The sequence below is a fragment of the Pleomorphovibrio marinus genome (genome assembly GCF_003347495.1).
GTDB lineage: Bacteria > Bacteroidota > Bacteroidia > Cytophagales > Cyclobacteriaceae > Pleomorphovibrio > Pleomorphovibrio marinus.
On the sequence record NZ_QCXY01000004.1, the window covers coordinates 210,585 to 227,812 of the forward strand.

Here is a 17,228-nt window from a genome sequence, read left to right on the forward strand (position 1 = left end):
GATTTTGATTTAGTCAAGGGTGGGAAATGTAGGGGCATCGGGCAAGTGCTCGGCTGTTGAAAATTCTCCGACTTCTCCATAGGCTATACCTATCCGGTTTTCAGCGAAACTCCTTACATAATAGGTTGTTCCCGGCTGTAGTGAGGTAATTTTCGCTGAAAATACCGCATTCTCCTCCAATGCCAGAAAGTCCGATTGCAAGCTTGGGTCGGGATGTAGCGCCCAACAAAACCCCTTTTTCAGGATAAGTTCACCTCCATCATGAACGACATCTCCACTTACTTCCACAGAATGAACCGTGATATGCCGAATGGTGGTCTCATCTAATTCCGGAAGACCGGGTAAGGTTGTAAAGCTGATAGGCTTTCCTTCACCCTTTCCTATAGAATTAATCGCATAGGCCACTACACGATAAGCAGAACCTGATTTTAGTCCGGAAATTTCTACAGTAAATTGGCTATCTAAACCTTCAAGATCTTCCGCTACCAACCGCATGGCAGTAGGGGAATCGTGCGCTCCAACCAGAAAGCCTCTCTCTGTAAGGCTAGCAACACCTCCCATACTTTCTATGTCTGCAAATAGGATGGCAGCGTTTTCTTGAATACCACTAACTGGTAAGGTCTGGACGCGTGGAACAGTAAGCTCCAATTCATCCCGACAGGCAACTAAAAACCCGAGGCAAAACGCTAAATACGCCCAATTTTTCCACACAAAAAATTCATTCCGCACCCCCCTTCTCCTCTCCATACCTAAACAACTACCACCATTGACGACCTAAAAAAACTGCACTAATGTAAAAGAATTTCGATTGATTTAAAAAATTTATTTTTTTATTTTTTGATCCCCAGAATTATATAATATTTATACTTCAAAAAAATATCCTTAACCAACTAATGTTAGCATAGGAAAAGGAATTTAGATTCCCTATTTTTTAATTGGAAGTTAAGATTAAAGGGTTTGTTTGGACATTTTTCCTATTATTTCTGGTTTTCCGTTATTTTGGGGAAAGACTTGATGGAAACAACCTTGGAGCCTTGCCAAGACCCCACACCTATTATTTGCTCCCCACCCGCAATTATGCCAAGGTGCCGTAGTATGTAGGAAAAGTGTGAGGTACCTCCCCTTGATTTACTCATGGTCCGAAGGAAAATGCTTAGCGATTTTTTTGATAGAACCACTGCTTTTTTATGGGAATGACCAAGCAGCATTAACTCAACTTTTGACCTGATTCGATTTTCCTTGGCCACATCACTCACATCAATACTTATTAAGGTAAGACAAATTTATTCCCCACTATCGGAAAAAGCCCATTCATAAACTTCTCTCCTTGCGGAACCCTTCATTTCCGAATTGCATAGGTAAAGCCCTAGCTCAATTTAATCGACAAAAAGCCCCTTCAATCCTCTTTTCTATCTCCTCCAAGACTGTAATGATTGTTTTCTTCATCTTCTGAGCCAATATCCTCCTGCTCATCATCCAGCTCACTTCCCGGAACGTCCATTTCTCCACCGCTAAAATCAATTTCTTGTTGCCGTTGTTTGAGTTTCTCATCCGCCCCCATATCCATACTAAGGTCTTTGGGCCCTAGGGCCTCCATATCCTCTTCGGTAATTTCATGAGGGTTTTCCGTATTATCCAGCTTTTTGTCTGTTGATGCCGTGGTGCCTTTATCTGCAGCTTCTTTTTTTGAATTTCTCTTTTCCATGGTTTCTGATTATTGATTTACAAATGATAATTGGGAAAGTCTAGTTATACCTTCCCATTCATTTTATCGTCAATATCCATGCCTTAGGCTGTCAATAAACAATAAAAATGCATTAAATCTTATCCAGAAAAACTAAATAAAAATAAGATGGTCTGTTATTTGTAAGATAATTAATGCCTTTCAATTGAATAATTCAAAATTGATGCCTAAAAACTATGTATTTAGTGGTTAGGCATGATCGGAAATCCGTTTTCGAATTTCTAGAAGGCAATCAATAGTCTCCATCATGCAGGAAAGTATTAAAAACACCCTAAACGAATACCTAAATAAAGGGTCTCAAGTCAATATCAAGTTGGAAAATTGTGGTAAGCTAAAAAAGGAAAGGCTCCTTCCCTACCTGCTGGTGTACCGCTATGCATCTTTGGAGGACAAAAGTATCCGGTTGGTCTTAGGTGAATCTTCCTATCTCATTTCACCCCAAACCGAAGAGCAGGACGAGGAAACCACCCAAATCATAAAGTATGTTTCCAAGGAGATCTCCCAAAAAGTAGGGGCAGTCCTGGTTCTGGAGTTATGGATTGGTGAAGAAGGAGGTACTGATTTTTCAATATTTGCTCCCAAAGACATTGTGCCTTCAACTATTGAAACATTGGCCCTAGGACTGAAAACCTATACAGGAAAACACAGGCGATTAGGGGTTAAGGTCGAATACACCCGCATGCGGCATGCCCCCAATTCCCCTCCTCTGCTTACATTAGATCAGTGTCAGGAGGCAGGAATTCTGTTGCTGGGGCTGGAAATCCCACCTTTTTTTTTAGACAGAAAGAAGGGTGAGTTTTACTACCTGGAGTTTCGTAATTTTAAGATTGCTTTTTCACAAATTTTGAGGAAATGCATTTTTTCTTTTATCCGGGGCTACACTTCTTTAGGCATTCAGCATTATCATACACTAGGGAGTACTACCATTAATCCCTCCGTCTGGAAAATAGACAAACAATTATCAGAACTGGAAACTAAATACCAATTCCTGCTGCTTATCTCTCCCATAAATACTATGGAGGCAAAGAAGGAATTCCATGACAAGAAGTTTGAGTCCAAACCCAAGTTTCTATACCGTTTTTTACCTGTAGACCCAGACCAAATAAAAGAGGAACTTTTTAAAATAGACATCAGAAGCATAGAGGATCCGACGATCAACTTACTTTTTTCAGCAAAAAGGGAGGAAATAGATAAACAGGTGACTATGCTTAAAGAAAGGGGCACAAAGAATTTCTTGTTCAGCAGTATACGGCTATACAGTTCTGTGGACAAGGCCCTTTACCGGACAGCTGTATCGATTTTAAAAAGTTTACCATCCGAAAAAAATAAGGACGAAGAATGGGTGGATTGTCACTATCTCGCCGAAAAATGCCGGGAAGAGGTATCCTATTATCAGCAGTACTTTACAGCTATGGATGCTAAGGTGGAAATCAAACCGGATGTAGTGGGTATGCTTGTGTCCCAGGGGCAGTTATATATTGGTGAAAGTTTCAAAGTGCCCAAAAACAGGGTGGAGGCCCTGGTACATCATGAGATCGGAACACATGTACTTACCTTTTACAACGGAAAGGCACAGCCATTTCGCCAAATGAGTACTGGGTTTGCCGGGTACGAGGAATTACAGGAAGGCTTGGCGGTGTTATCGGAGTATTTGGTGGGGGGACTTTCCAGTGACCGGATGAGGATGCTGGCCGGGCGAGTAGTGGCCGCCCACAGCCTCATTGAGGGACATGAATTTCAAGAAACGTTTAAGCTCTTGACCAATACCTATCAATTCGATGAGAAGCCCGCCTTTGAAATAAGTGCTCGGATTTATCAGGGCGGAGGATGTACCAAGGACATCATCTACCTACGGGGACTTATCTCACTGATTAAGCACCTTCAAAATGACGGGGAACTGCCCCCCCTATATGTGGGGAAAATTGCATTGAACCATGTTCCCCTTATCAAAGAATTGCAGGTGAGAAAAATCTTGAACCCGCCTCCTTTACAACCACGGTTTCTAAAGCAGCCTAAGCCGTTAGAACGGTTGAACAGGGTGAAAAGGGGGCTACCACTATTAGAAATGATAAACTAGCTGAACCAAACCAATTATTACACGACCTATAAATAAACCAACGATGAAAATAGGATTCTTAGTAAACCAGATCTCCACCGAGGATGAGTGGTATGACACCACCTTATTGACAAATACGGCCGTAAATATGGGGCATGACGTTTATATCGCTGGCATCGGGGAGCTGAGCTATTTGGAAAACGGCCATATGCGAATCAATGCAATAAAGGCACCCCAAATAAAACCCAGGAACCTCAGTACTTATTTAAAACAGTTTCAAGACCCTAAACGAGAAAAATTACCTATCTCTTCAGAGGACTTGGATGTGTTGTTCCTGCGAAACAACCCCTGTGAGGAAAACGGAGACAGGTCCTGGGCAAAAACAGCGGGAATGCTTTTTGGTCAGATAGCCATGGAAAAAGACGTACTGGTATTGAATGACCCCTATTCCCTGATGACCTCATACAACAAGATGTATTTTCAGCATTTCCCCGAAGAGGTCAGGCCCCGGACCATTATTTCCAGGGATGTAGAGGAAATCAGGGATTTTTACACCAAAGAAAAGGAAAAAATCGTGGTGAAACCGCTGCAGGGTTCTGGCGGAAAGGATGTTTTCCTGATGGACAGTTCCACCAACCTCAACCAGATCTTGGAAACCATTTCCAGATATGGCTACGTAATTGCCCAGGAGTATTTGCCAGAGGCGAAAAATGGAGATACCCGCGTAATCATGGTCAATGGAAAAATTCTGGAGACAAAAGGAAAACCTGCAATTATGCAGCGGGTGAATAAAAGCGGAGACATACGAAGTAACATTCATGCAGGCGGAAAGCCTACCAAGGTAAAAATCACAGAGAACATCAAAAAGCTATGTGCCATTGTCGGCCCCAAACTCATCAGGGATGGTATGTTTATGGCTGGCATAGACATTGTCGGAGACAAAATCATGGAGCTGAACCTGGACAGTCCCGGGGGCATCGTGAGCATGGAAAGAATGGAAAAGGAAAAATTTTCCAACGAGATTATCAAAGCCATTGAGAAAAAAATTGATTTTAAACACTATTACCAAGGCAAATTGCCTAATGCTTTTCTCGCAACCTTGGATTTGTGAAGGACACCGTCGGGGTCATGGATAGGTTTACTGGCACTTTTTGACAACAAAAAATCCATCGCTCCCTTGGTGCTGATATAATGGCAAAAAAAGATAGGCATTCCAATTTGATAGCACTTGCTGTCCCCTCGAATAAGCCAGCAACTCCCCTCGGCTGATTTTATCGAAATTTTTAAAGCCCGGTTTCATCACAAATCCATCTTCTGGACTGATCTCATGTCGGTAAATGACCTCATATACAGCATCTGTCACCGACACTTCTTTAATAAGAAGTGCTAAATGGGAGCGATAATCAGGGATATCTTTTTCTTCCATCATTCCAGCAACCACCAAAGTGGCCCAGATAGCCGATTCGTGATGGTCCACTGATTTGGGATCATCATGCTGTCCGGCCTCTAGCGTAAACCCCAAATGGCCCCTAAGGGTTAGATAATGATCAAAATGTCCCGGAATGAATTTTTCAATACCACACACCACAGGCAAGGGAATTTGATTGGCAAAATTCAGGCTGTCAGGCCTTTTGTTGACACTGATATAGGGTACGGAAGGGGAAGAAGTGGTATGCAGGTCCATAAATCTTATTGTCGAGCCATCCTTTTCCGCCTCAATTTCATACACTATGGAAAGTAGGGAATTGAACTCATCCGCCTCGTGGAATCCGGGATGCCTGGTACTAATTAGGTCATCTTCGATCTCAGGAGTACATATCCTGTTCAGGTCCCGGTCGATAAGCCTCTTGCCATCAATTAAGGCCTTTAGGTTGCCTATTACACCGAGGATTTTCCCTTTTATCGTCGGCTTTAACACTTCAAGTTTATCCATAACCCTTCTTATCGCCTGTGGGCCACTGGGTTCGTTACCATGAACAGCTCCACTTACCAGAAGGATTGGCCCGGGAATAATAATGGTCTGGGGATACGAACCTATAACCCTTCTTATCGCCATTACATTGCTGCTTTCGGTTTTTTGATACATCATTCCTCGGAGTAATATTATTTTTTGCTTTCTTTTTTTATATGATGCTGAACCATTCGTTGCTTAGCCTCCTCTTCTAATACTGTCCATAACCCCACTACAATAAATTATACCATGGGCATTACTTTACCTTTAATGGATTAATAGTGGTTCAGGATATGGGGGCGTTTCATATTTCTCCTGTGGTTTTTTTGTTGGATTAGTAGTTGACTTGTTGGTAATCGTTGTAATGGATAATAAAAATCCTTACTTCAGAAAACTACCGTAAGGCCACAACCCAGAACTCCGAATGTAGGGGAAAATATTAGCGGAGTAATTTGGCCATGACGCTTACGGAGAGAATTGACAAAGGTCAGTTTAATCCGATCCTTCTGTTTTTACAATTTTATTGTAAACGCCCATCAACAAAAAGGGAGATGACCACTGTCCGACGAACAGTGCCAATTTATCCTTTCCAAACAGCTTAAGCGTTAAAGAAACACCCATCGAGGCTATAGACGTCCAAAGAAAGACGTCAGACGGAATTACTGCTGTCTTGTTTTCAATTTCTTTTGCAACTTTTCCTTCATTCTTTTGATCATTCATAATAGTTTGGTTTAGTAATTAATGATTTTAGCTTGCTGACTACTCCTATTTTAGGAAACATAATAATCAGATACTTTTCCTAAATTGACAAAAATTATTCCATAGTATCAATTTTTAAAATTAAATAATAAAAATATAATATTTAATCATTATTTAAGGCAATGATAATTCAAATTAAACGTAAAATCATGCGCAGGGCCGCCCTAACGCCCCTATGACAAAAACCATGTAGTAAGAATAAATATTAAACTAGAATTTGACCATAAAAGCACCAGGATGCAGCTCTTTGGAATAGGAAAATCCTTCCAGCAGGAGTAAATATCTTCGTAATGATTGAAATGATAACGAAAAATCCTAAATTGATCAGATATCAACTTTTTTAAGAAAATGGCTACAAACAAAACCAAACCCACCGAAAGAGATGTGCATGAATTCATCAAAGAATTTGTGGATTCGGAAAAAAAGAGAAATGACAGCCTGGAACTCCTCTCCCTATTCACTAAGCTTACAGGGCAGGAACCCAAAATGTGGGGGGAAAGTATTATTGGATTTGGACACTACCATTACAAGTATGCGAGTGGCCATGAAGGAGATGCACCTTTGGTTGGCTTCTCTCCACGCAAATCGGCCATATCTTTGTATGTTTTTACGGGATTGGAGGAACACTTCCATCTTGTTGAGAATTTGGGGAAATTCAAAATGGGTAAAGCATGTATCTATATCAAAAAATTGGAGGATATAGATATTCAAAAACTGGGTCTACTAGTGCAAACGACCATACACTATTTGGAGGAAAAATATGGGAAGCAACACTCCTCATGAACTGTTTTTGAAGAGGCACAGAATTTGAATGAGAATAAGAGTTATACCTTAATCGGATATCCGATTAGGGCAAATTATTTCAAAAAAAAATAAAATAGCTCATGGAAAATACGGAAAAGAATGAACTGGGAAACTTAAAAGACCTCCCTTCCACCAAAGTAAGCAAGAACGTCAACAAAAGAACCCAAAAAATCCTAAGTGAATATGGGAACCTCTCTTCAAAAGTAAACCTAAGGCTTGAGGAATTGGAAAAGGAATGGAATCTGGAGAAAGTTTTGGCGGTAAATGCCTCAGCCGCCATTTTGAGCGGAATGATTCTAGGGGCTGCCTCTAATAAAAAATGGTACATTCTTCCTACAGCAGTAGCCGGATTCCTCCTGCAGCATGGCTTTGAGGGATGGTGTGCTCCCGCTTCGGTTTTCAGGTTATTTGGATTTAGACGCAAGCAGGAAATTGAAGAAGAAAGGCAATCTCTAATGGCCTTGCGAGGGGATTATGATATTCTTGCGAAGGAGGCAGAGCCAACAACAACCCCCAGTACCCCAGCAGAATAATATACTATTGGGAATATTTGGAGTTACATGAGCAGAAGAGGAAAAATATTGACCATTTTAATTTGAAGTCATTTATTCTTCCTTATCCGTAAACCAGTTTCCCTGTATACAGTATACCAACCGTAATCTTAAGTTTTTAGTCTCCTCATTTAACTTATTCAATATCGGGGAAACCTGGGTCTTGTTTACTTGTAAAATCTATCATGATAAAATACTTATATCATTATCCCCTGTTAGTGGTCATCGGGATGGCCTTCCTGACGGGCTGCGCAAGAAACCCGGTGACAGGTAAAAGACAGTTGGTATTGATGTCCGAAAAGCAGGAAATTAGGATGGGTCAACAGGCAGATCCGGAAATCATTGCTTTTTTTGGACGCTATGAGAATCCGGAACTTCAGGAATTTATCACTGAAAAGGGGAAAGAGATGGCAGCTGTTTCTCACCGACCGAAACTGGATTATGAGTTCAAAATTGTCGATTCCCCGGTGATCAACGCTTTTGCCGTTCCCGGAGGGTTTGTATATTTTACCAGGGGTATCATGGCACATTTTAACAATGAAGCAGAATTCGCAGGGGTCTTGGGTCATGAAATTGGCCACGTGACGGCCCGGCATTCTGTGATACAGCAGCGTAATGCCATGCTGGGTCAGCTGGGTATGATTGCTGGGGTGGTGTTAATCCCGGAACTTTCACAATTTATGGAACCCTTATCCCAGGGTGTACAGCTTGCCATGCTCAGTTTTGGCAGGGGTGCTGAAAGACAGTCCGATAAATTAGGGGTGGAATATTCAACCCGTATTGGTTACGATGCAGCAGAAATGGCCGGGTTTTTCAGGACCTTGGAAAGACAGGAGGAAAAAGGGGGAGGCAGTCCTCTTCCTGAATTCCTCTCTACTCACCCCTCCCCTGCAGACAGAAATGTGACCGTCGCACAATTGGCAAAAGAATGGCAGGAAAAACTGAATGAGGGAGAATTTGCGGTAAACCGTGAAAGTTACCTTAAAATAATTGATGGATTGACCTATGGGGAAGACCCAAAGCAGGGATTTGTGGAAAACAGCACATTTTTCCATCCGGAGTTGAAGTTTCAGTTTCCCATTCCTGCTGACTGGAACTACCAAAACACCCCACAACAGGTACAAATGGCACCAAAAAACGGTGAAGCCGTGATGATGTTGACACTGGCACAGGGAAATTCCCTAAAAGAAATCGCCAACAAATTTATTGAACAGAATCAGCTGGATTTGATCTCTACAAAGGAAGAAACTAACCATGGGTTGAAAGCTCTCAGCTTGGTGGCAGAACAAAAACAGGATAATGCGACCATACGGCTTCAGGCTTATTTTATCCAGCAAGGAGAATATTTCTATCGTATAATGGGGATTTCCAAAAGCTCAAATTTTGAAAACTACCATCCGAGATTCCTAAATACCATGCAGAACTTCAAGGAGCTGAAAGATACGGATAAACTTAACCGAAAGCCGGAACGGGTAAGAATCAAAACATTGTCAAAAAACATGACCCTCCAACAGGCATTAAAGGCTTATAATATCCCTGATGACCGGCTAGAAGAATTGGCCATCCTTAACGGCATGGCTTTGGACGCATCTTTAAATGGAGGGACGATGATTAAGGTGGTGGAGAAGTAAGATAGGATCAAGCAATTAACTCCCTCTCAAAACCTTCAGGTTTAAAATTGGCTAACGGATTGGAATGGGCGTTAATATAACTTTTACGGAAGATTTCCAACTCTAAACATCCTGAAGGCCACCTTTGCAACCTATTGGATGTTAGGTAGCGTGCCTGCACGGAAAGGGTATTGTACCGAGAAGGATTATCACTAAAAGCCAATTTTCCCGGGTTTGGCCTGATTGAAATGCTTATTGCGATAGTTAAAAATATCTGCTAAGGTCATATCCTCGTGAGTAGATTCATGGTTAGTCGAATTTAGCAGTTCATTTGCTTTGGCCGAATTTAATGGCCGGAACTCGTAGTATGCAATCATTCGACCCTTTCTTAAGAGGGCTTTGTCGATTTTATCCATACTGGTATTGAAGGTACATATTATCTTGATGTTCAAATAATCACTGAAAAGCCCGTCTGTAAGCTGCAGGATGGTAGAAACCACAGAGTTTTCATTTACGTGTTCCCTGCTGGTCAACACCTTTTCTGCGTCCTCAATAATCAAGATGGAGTTTTGGTGTCTGAGCAAAAAGGAGATGAAATCCGGCTGAAGCAGGGAATTCACAAATTCATTTTGGATAAAAATAAAACTCTTATCAGCATGCCTGTTAATAAGGTGCTTTATGTAGGAGGTCTTACCAGTGCCAGAGGTGCCATGCAGCAAAATCAAACCTGCTTTCTCCAGGGACAAGCATTCTTCAATAATACCATTGACTTCGACAAAGTCATCATTGTACATTTTCTCAATATCAGATTCAAATTTTTCTGTAATTACCTCTTTAGTATAGAAACCATTTCCATTTCTGGACAACACATAAAATACAGGTGACTTATTTCGCCCGAAAATTGTTCTTAACCTGCAGATGTCTGAAATCGCCCATTGCTCAAGTTCCAAATCCGCACAATCATATAAATATTCCACCGAAAGCTCTTCACTGTGTAATGACAACCAAACAACCAGTTTTTTGGAGTTGCTTTTTAAAAGATATTGGTAGGGATAATCTTTGGCCAAGTCTTCATTTTTGGCATTTTCCAGGCACCATTCCTTATAAACTACCTCAAATTCCGACGATTGGAAATCTATGGCTTCAAGCACTGCTTCCATATTTTCCTTGTTCTCTTTTAAGGGAGTATCGAAGCGAAGCGTTGAAGCTATTCTGTCAAAACAAACAGTGAAGTATAAATCTCGATAAAATTCCTTATACTCACCGAAAGCGTCAATCAATTCTGCCATTGGTCAAACTGTCTAAAGAATTAGGGATTTTAAGGCATCAAGAAAAAACCAAAAAGGCTTAAACTCCTTGATTGTTTATATTCCCTATTCTGAAATGTTTAAATAGTATAGATGCAATTTATAAAAAATCTTGTTGCTAACAGTAAGAACTGCATTTTAATGAATAACTAGTGTAACGTTAGGAATAAGTTGACGGTAGGATTCCTGCATAGTAACCTGTGTACTGTGAAGCTCATCCGCGAATATCCGCGAAACCCTCGGGAGATATTTGTCCATAGCATGGTTAACATAACACTAGTGCCGGGATTGGGCTCCCCTTAAGTAAAAAGAAATTAAAAAATTTCGAACAGGTTATGCCCATTTTCGGGCATAATGGAAAGGAAAACCCAATTATTGAAACCTGTTTATTATAAAAAAAATAATTCGAATCCTTCTTAGTGAAGGAAAATCAAATGTCCAGATGAAGGTATCTTATTGTAATCAGGAAATATGGCGTGAGGGGTGCTCCACTGGCTTTATGGCCTGCGGCCATCCACACATATGCTTTTTATGAATATCCCTCTCTCGGCCATTTCAATGCCTGTGATATGATTATTGCAAAAACCAAAATTTCTACGAAGTTGAAAATAACAAAGAATGTCTGCCATTCATCTTCGATACTAGAAATTATAATTAGTATGGAAATACTGGCATAAATGAATGCAATAACGATATTCAACCACTTATTGACGTGTGGTTTTAGAAAAATGGAAAGAATTATCATCAAGGTGGGAATAATTAAAATTACAGAAAAAATCACCAAAATCCCAGGTGATGTTGGTCCCATTGGAGTTTGAAGATTCATCATTTTCTCCAATTTCATAGGGGTCATTAGCCGAAAATAGTCGGCATATATGTACAGAAACATCAATGCAGTCCAAAGAAATGCTAGTTTAAATTTTATATTGATGCTAAAATTGGCCAATGCATTAGGACTTGTCTTTTTTATACACATTTCTTTGACTTTACTAGTTGGAGTTAAGCTATGACAATTCATTGCAGATAATCGGGCCACTGCCTGAATCCTCAGGGCAAGCAAGGGAATTCCCCCCCAATGTTCCCACGGAACCCCGAATTTATTTCGGAGGCTCCTCATGTTATAAATCGCTTGGCACTAAATGTACCTAAGGTTGAACTAAATTCCAATGCAAAAAATATCCCGGAGAGGCCAAAGGTGCTTGCACCACTTATGGATTGGGTTAAGAAAGAATAGAAGCGCTTATGTGAGCTTGTAAATTCAGCAACCGGAAACCATTGGTGATAAAAAACAAAACTTTCTGCCCCACAAGTAGCCCCACTATTAAAAACAAAAACCCTAACAAACTCAAGTTGTTAGGGTTTCGCATTGCGGAATGGACGGGACTCGAACCCGCGACCTCCTGCGTGACAGGCAGGCATTCTAACCAGCTGAACTACCACTCCAATGTTTTAATATTTCAATGTTCAAACCAGCGACCTTCCCGACACCTCGGGACAGGCATTCTAACCAGCTGAACTACCACTCCAAATATTTTTGCTTTATAAGAACCGTAACCATATTTTCTAATTACAGTCTATAACCATTTACAGCTTAAGGTGTCAAGATAAACCTCAAAAACAAGGAGGCGAATTAGCTCCTAGGTTATTCCCAATACTTTATTCCGCTGTTTTACGATTCGTTTATCGTTTATGGTGATGCAAAGGTAATGGCTTTATTTTGCTAAGCAAAACGCATCCCTAAAAAAATATAGACAAAATTTTATCCTACTCAGAATCAAGCTCTTTTTTTTCTTTACCATGTCTAAGGAAGGTATAAAAAGTCCCAAAAAGGCAATTGGACTCTTCAATAATTGGAATGTACCTTTCTAAGCCATTCCAACACTTTTCTGCTGTCGTAGTTTTCGCGGTAATGGCTTTGGATAGACTTACTGATTTCCGGAAAACCCTGTACTTCTGCCTTTTCCACACAAGTTACTATCCCCTGCTTAACTTCCTCCAGGCCAAGGTCCACAAACTGAAACGCTGGATGGGTAAATTTATCCCTGGAATTGCCCCTGTCACTTAGCAGCAGGATATTCCCCCGGGCATAGGCCTCAAAGGCACTTTGGGAAGGATAGTTTCCTGTACTTATGATGGAAACATATATTTTGGATCTCTCAAACTCCTTTTCCAGTTTGGAGGAAAACCCAACCTCTACCCTGCCTTTGTCAATTTCTGCTTTAAGGGCCTTCCGGACCATAGGCTCCAAAGGCCCTTTCCCCCTGATAAAGACTTTCCAACCCTGTAATTTGCCTTCTTTAAATAATGCGGCAATGGCATTAGCAAAAAGCACGGGGTTTTTCCGGTCAAAGAAATTGGAGGCAAACACCATCAGGTTTTCCTTCTCCCTAAAGTCCAGAATTGGGGCGTCTTTCAAAAACGGGATTGGGTAGATGCTAAGATGTTGTCTCATCCAAGTGGCAAAAGCACTATTAGTAGCCACGTACTTCTCTACCTGCCCACTTATTACCTCACTTACTGCCAATAACTTTAATTTCTTATTCCTGACCCCTCCAAATAATTTCCAGTAATGACAAACCACAGGGCCATACACGGGGCTGGTGAGTTCGCAAATCCTTTGGACCTCTTTGTGCTTCAGGCGCAAACTGCAGGCTAATCCAGTTAAGCCAAAAATATGATGGTAAATATCCCCTTCATTCAACTTACTACGCATAAAATTGTAGAAACTTTCCGAATAGCGTTTAATTAAGGCCTTTAAAATAAAAGAAGGAAAATATTTCTTGTTTTTATAAAGCCACATCAGCCGACCATTGTTTCGTTTGGTAGTCAGTTCCTCCCCTTGGTCATACACAAGAAAGTCTATGGAAGATTCCTCCAAAATCCGACGTAGCTCTTCATCGGCCTCCATGACCTCCAACAGCATATTTGGGAGAACAAAATGGATCTTCAAATTATTAGAACCAAGAGCCAATGCTTCAGCTATTCGCATCGACCTTTTTTCCGATCCACCAATTTTTGTACTGTTGATACTGAAATAAAGGTTTGTCATTCTAGGATAATCCATCTGCTAACAACTTTCGATTTATACTTTTGTTCAGACTGCGAAAGTGTCCAGCCAAACGCAGGAAGTAACTGCTATTGCCTTTCCGAAAATTCCTCTACCAGTCCTCGCATGCTGCGGGATTCCATTCCTCTTTCCCGATGAAGGAACTGGAAGTGAGTCAAAATCTGCTCCAATTCACCTAGGGACTCCTCCAGGTAATAACCGTGGTTGTGCGGGTGCCACCACAGGTGATACACTTCGCTCTTCACGGCCGCCTTGGACATTTCCTCCTTGATCCTATTGAGCTTCAACTGGTTCATTTTAGGGGAATAATGCTGATAGGGACGGAAAAATCGGGAGGCAGGAATTCTACAGGGCTGGTTTTCGGTTTTGGGTGCTATGGAAGCAAGGGGAAAGGAACTTCTCTTTCCTAGGGGAATCAGGCTATCTGCACTTCGAAAAACCCTTTTCAATAAATCTGCTTCCTGCGGTTTTTTCCAATACCAATCTTCCGGATTGGTGCGCACGGCAGTAAAACCTTCTTTTGCCGCAATGGCTATGGCATTTTCATCATACTGGTTCCTTGGAAAAACCAATGAACTCATGTCCACTCCCAGTTTTTCCTTCACGATATTTTTGGCCGTTTTCAGATCCTCCCGAAAGCTGTCTGTACACTGCCCCTTTTCCTGGGTATAAAAATGGGAATAGGTATGGCAACCGAGTTCCTGCTTGGGGAAATTCAGCACTTCCGCTACCAAGTCAGGGGCAAAAACCAAATCCCCGCTTACCTCCTGGTTTTCAAACCAGCGATAGGCAGAGTATTTAGGCTGATGGTAGTTTGCCTGCAACAGGGGCGCATATCGGTGCCAATCTTCCCTGTCACGGGCCAAGAGCATACCCACCGTAGCCCAGGTTACGGCAATGTCATATTTTTCGAAAATCCTCAACAGCTGGGGAACTGCTTCCCTGGTCATCTGATAATAGGCTTCACTCCCCATAGGAGAAGTCTTATCAAACCTGCCCCAGTGAAGCTCAAAGTCCAGGGAAACCACAAAATAGGAACTGCTCAATTTTACTAAAGGTTTGCTACAAAAATACCCTTTGGTGAAAAGGAAGAATTTTGCTTCCCACTTTTATCCATAATCACTTTCCAGGCACCAAAATAGAAAAACACTACAAAGATGCTTTTCATACGCATAAAAATACCAAAATTATTTAAAGTCATGGCATAGATAGCCATCATCATTACAGTAAGTGCCAATCCGGCATAAAGAAATGCGGGCAATTTTGGTCTTTTCCCTTTAATAAGGAGAAACCATAAGGCAGTAATTACCAATACCAGAAAAATGGAATTCTCCAATGCCGCTGCCCATTGCCAAAAACCAACTGCCTCCCAGGGAAGGGGGCGAAACAAGACTGCCCAAAACCGCTCCAGGAAATTCATTTCAGCCATTTCCAAGTAGGAGTCGGCCCCAAAGCCTTCCAGGAACTTTTGCTGGGAGGAGAAAAAGGCCAAGATACTAGAAAAGTTTAATTCAGTGAGGTGGGTCTGCCTAAGCAGCACCTTTAAGGAGACCACTGAGCCGAGCAGCAAAACACCGAGGCCCACCCACTTGTATTTCTTACTCGCAATCCCTGACCCAAAGACCATCCAAACTGCAAATACCCCCACTAACAACGCGCCATGGATAGGCCTAACCATAAACGATAGGAAGATGCCAAATAGAGCCAAGTACCAGTATTTTTGGGGAAAGGAACACCACCTCAGGCACAGGACCAACCCCAGCCACAAGAGGGTCTCCTTCCCTACCCCAGCGGTCCAAAAGTGAAGGTTGGGTAGAAACAGTAATAGCACCCAACTATTTTCCCATGCCCACTCCTTACTCAATCCCCAGTAGTGATACCCCAATCTGAAAAGCTCCGCAAAAGCCAAGAAACCCAAGAAACCGTACAGCAGGTTTCCAGCAAAATAGGACATACCCAGTATTTTAAAAGGGACATAGTTTAGCCATTGCATAAAAAAATTCCCATATTCAAAATAGTCCATCCACCGCTCCGCGGTACGGTAATTGGAAATGGAAAGCTCCCAAAAACCAAGGGAGTCCCCGCCATGGGTGAGGATGTAAGAGTGGTAAAATAAAGAAAAAATAAGGTGATATGCTGCTAATAAAAAAATAATCCGAAGGTACTTTACGTACCCATTTGATTTTTTATAGTGGATGTATAAATATAACAAATATAAAAATAAAATAAATATTACAGTAAAAAAATCAATCACACCAATTGATTTTTTTTCCAGTATAAGTATCTTTTATACTTTTTTAGCTTAGCTTCATATAAAAAATTATCATAAATATAAACCAAAAATAGAATAAAATAAACGAAAGTCATATTTTTCATCCTTACGATAATACCAAAATTACTTAAAGCACCCGCAAAGGCGATAGAAGCCAATAAAAATGTCAAAAGCATGATTTTTATGGCATTGGGAGAATCTTTATACCCCCTAACAGGGTTTACTTTGGTAAAAACAGCAATGGTAAGAATTAAGGCAATAAAGTTTTCTATAGAATTAATAAAGCTGGAGATGTTATGAGCGTCAAAAAACAAGGGGCGATACCAATACGTGAAGAGCTTTAGCGGATATGGATAGCCGGACATGTCAATATGGGATTTACCATAGCTTAAATTTACTGAGGACGTTGAAAATAGGTTTTCAATATTCTCACCTGTAAGCTCGTCCATTTTCAAAAAGGCCAGCACCTCATCATAAATCCTAACAAAGCCAAAGACAGCAATGACAAAAAAGACCAATTTATAAGAGAAATGAAGCTTCCCGTCTATGATTAACATAAATGCAGTAGACAATAATACAATGAACGCCATATGGGGGCGGACATGGTATAGACAAACAACACTTATTCCTATCAAATAAAGGTACTTTCTCATATCTCGAATTCCGTAAAAAAACATGGACATAAATAAAAATACTAGGGAATCTTTCCCGATCCCAGAGGACCAAAAGTGTAGGCTTGGCAATAAAAGGATAGATGGCCAAATATTAAATCCATAAAGACTAATTTTGTTGGCTTTAAACAAATCCTGTCCTGCCAAAAACAATAAGATAAAAGCCCAAGAGGAAACACTGGCATATAAAAAAGTACCCGTCCAAAAATCCAAACCCAATATTCTGGAAAAGGGGTAATTGACAAAAAACACAAAATAATTATGGGTGCCATAGGCATCCCACCAAGATTCAAAATTAAAATGTCTAAACTTGTCACCTAAGTTCCAATAAAAACTAGTATCAGTCCCAAAAGCAAACCATCCATAATAGAACCCAATTATTATATGATAGTGCACTAACAAGATTGAAAAATTCAATCCTCTTGAATTCGTACGT

At 41.0% G+C, this 17,228-nt stretch carries 16 protein-coding genes and 1 tRNA gene; 5 read left to right on the forward strand and 12 right to left on the reverse strand.

The annotated features are described in order from the left end of the window. Positions 1-9 precede the first annotated feature (9 nt). The 3 genes from DB520_RS12405 to DB520_RS12415 all read right to left on the reverse strand — a co-directional run bounded on the left by DB520_RS12405 (position 10) and on the right by DB520_RS12415 (position 1,705). Positions 10-747 carry a fibronectin type III domain-containing protein gene (locus tag DB520_RS12405; protein WP_114750041.1) on the reverse strand — a complete coding sequence of 246 codons (738 nt, stop codon included), beginning with the start codon at positions 745-747 and terminating at the stop codon, positions 10-12. 230 nt (positions 748-977) lie between these two features. Beyond that, positions 978-1,136, reverse strand: a complete 159-nt coding sequence (locus DB520_RS26650; RefSeq protein WP_157972055.1) for a hypothetical protein — start codon at positions 1,134-1,136, stop codon at positions 978-980. Between the two features lie 260 nt (positions 1,137-1,396). Beyond that, positions 1,397-1,705, reverse strand: coding sequence for a hypothetical protein (locus DB520_RS12415; RefSeq protein ID WP_114750043.1), 309 nt, complete (start codon positions 1,703-1,705; stop codon positions 1,397-1,399). Positions 1,706-1,991: 286 nt separating this feature from the next. On the opposite strand from DB520_RS12415, the gene DB520_RS12420 reads away from it, so the two are divergent. Together DB520_RS12420 and DB520_RS12425 are read left to right on the forward strand one after the other, a co-directional pair. Next, the gene (locus DB520_RS12420; protein ID WP_114750044.1) at positions 1,992-3,821 is read left to right on the forward strand and encodes a flavohemoglobin expression-modulating QEGLA motif protein; all 1,830 of its coding nucleotides are present in this window, start codon (positions 1,992-1,994) and stop codon (positions 3,819-3,821) included. Positions 3,822-3,864: 43 nt separating this feature from the next. Further along, the gene (locus DB520_RS12425; protein ID WP_114750045.1) at positions 3,865-4,911 is read left to right on the forward strand and encodes a glutathione synthetase; all 1,047 of its coding nucleotides are present in this window, start codon (positions 3,865-3,867) and stop codon (positions 4,909-4,911) included. Between the two features lie 27 nt (positions 4,912-4,938). Here the strand turns inward: DB520_RS12425 and DB520_RS12430 are convergent, their stop codons facing one another. Both DB520_RS12430 and DB520_RS12435 read right to left on the reverse strand, forming a co-directional pair. Continuing rightward, a complete protein-coding gene (locus DB520_RS12430) occupies positions 4,939-5,889 on the reverse strand; it encodes a succinylglutamate desuccinylase/aspartoacylase family protein (protein ID WP_114750046.1) in 951 nt (316 codons plus the stop codon). Positions 5,890-6,243: 354 nt separating this feature from the next. Beyond that, entirely contained in the window at positions 6,244-6,471 is a 228-nt protein-coding gene (locus tag DB520_RS12435; RefSeq protein WP_114750047.1) for a hypothetical protein, read from the reverse strand. A gap of 387 nt (positions 6,472-6,858) precedes the next feature. On the opposite strand from DB520_RS12435, the gene DB520_RS12440 reads away from it, so the two are divergent. The 3 genes from DB520_RS12440 (at position 6,859) to DB520_RS12450 (ending at position 9,496) form a co-directional block, all read left to right on the forward strand. Next, positions 6,859-7,293, forward strand: a complete 435-nt coding sequence (locus tag DB520_RS12440; RefSeq protein ID WP_114750048.1) for a DUF1801 domain-containing protein — start codon at positions 6,859-6,861, stop codon at positions 7,291-7,293. 101 nt (positions 7,294-7,394) lie between these two features. Then, on the forward strand, positions 7,395-7,847 hold the full coding sequence (locus DB520_RS12445) for a hypothetical protein (RefSeq protein ID WP_114750049.1): 453 nt from the start codon (positions 7,395-7,397) through the stop codon (positions 7,845-7,847). A 203-nt stretch (positions 7,848-8,050) separates the two neighbouring features. Further along, complete coding sequence (locus DB520_RS12450; protein ID WP_114750050.1) at positions 8,051-9,496, forward strand: M48 family metalloprotease; 1,446 nt, start codon at positions 8,051-8,053, stop codon at positions 9,494-9,496. A gap of 191 nt (positions 9,497-9,687) precedes the next feature. Here DB520_RS12450 and DB520_RS12455 read toward each other — a convergent pair whose 3' ends face one another. The 7 genes from DB520_RS12455 to DB520_RS27020 form a co-directional block, all read right to left on the reverse strand. Further along, a complete protein-coding gene (locus DB520_RS12455; RefSeq protein ID WP_114750051.1) occupies positions 9,688-10,764 on the reverse strand; it encodes an AAA family ATPase in 1,077 nt (358 codons plus the stop codon). A 547-nt stretch (positions 10,765-11,311) separates the two neighbouring features. Beyond that, entirely contained in the window at positions 11,312-11,899 is a 588-nt protein-coding gene (locus tag DB520_RS27645) for a DUF6326 family protein (protein WP_114750052.1), read from the reverse strand. A 252-nt stretch (positions 11,900-12,151) separates the two neighbouring features. Further along, a tRNA-Asp gene (locus DB520_RS12465) sits at positions 12,152-12,225 on the reverse strand. A 400-nt stretch (positions 12,226-12,625) separates the two neighbouring features. Further along, positions 12,626-13,846: a glycosyltransferase family protein gene (locus DB520_RS12470; protein WP_114750053.1), complete on the reverse strand. Its 1,221-nt coding sequence runs from the start codon at positions 13,844-13,846 to the stop codon at positions 12,626-12,628. A 71-nt stretch (positions 13,847-13,917) separates the two neighbouring features. Then, positions 13,918-14,895, reverse strand: coding sequence for a polysaccharide deacetylase family protein (locus tag DB520_RS12475; protein WP_114750054.1), 978 nt, complete (start codon positions 14,893-14,895; stop codon positions 13,918-13,920). 5 nt (positions 14,896-14,900) lie between these two features. Next, the gene (locus DB520_RS12480; RefSeq protein WP_198675318.1) at positions 14,901-16,061 is read right to left on the reverse strand and encodes a hypothetical protein; all 1,161 of its coding nucleotides are present in this window, start codon (positions 16,059-16,061) and stop codon (positions 14,901-14,903) included. A gap of 38 nt (positions 16,062-16,099) precedes the next feature. Then, positions 16,100-16,711, reverse strand: a complete 612-nt coding sequence (locus DB520_RS27020; RefSeq protein ID WP_198675319.1) for a hypothetical protein — start codon at positions 16,709-16,711, stop codon at positions 16,100-16,102. Between the last annotated feature and the right edge of the window lie 517 nt (positions 16,712-17,228).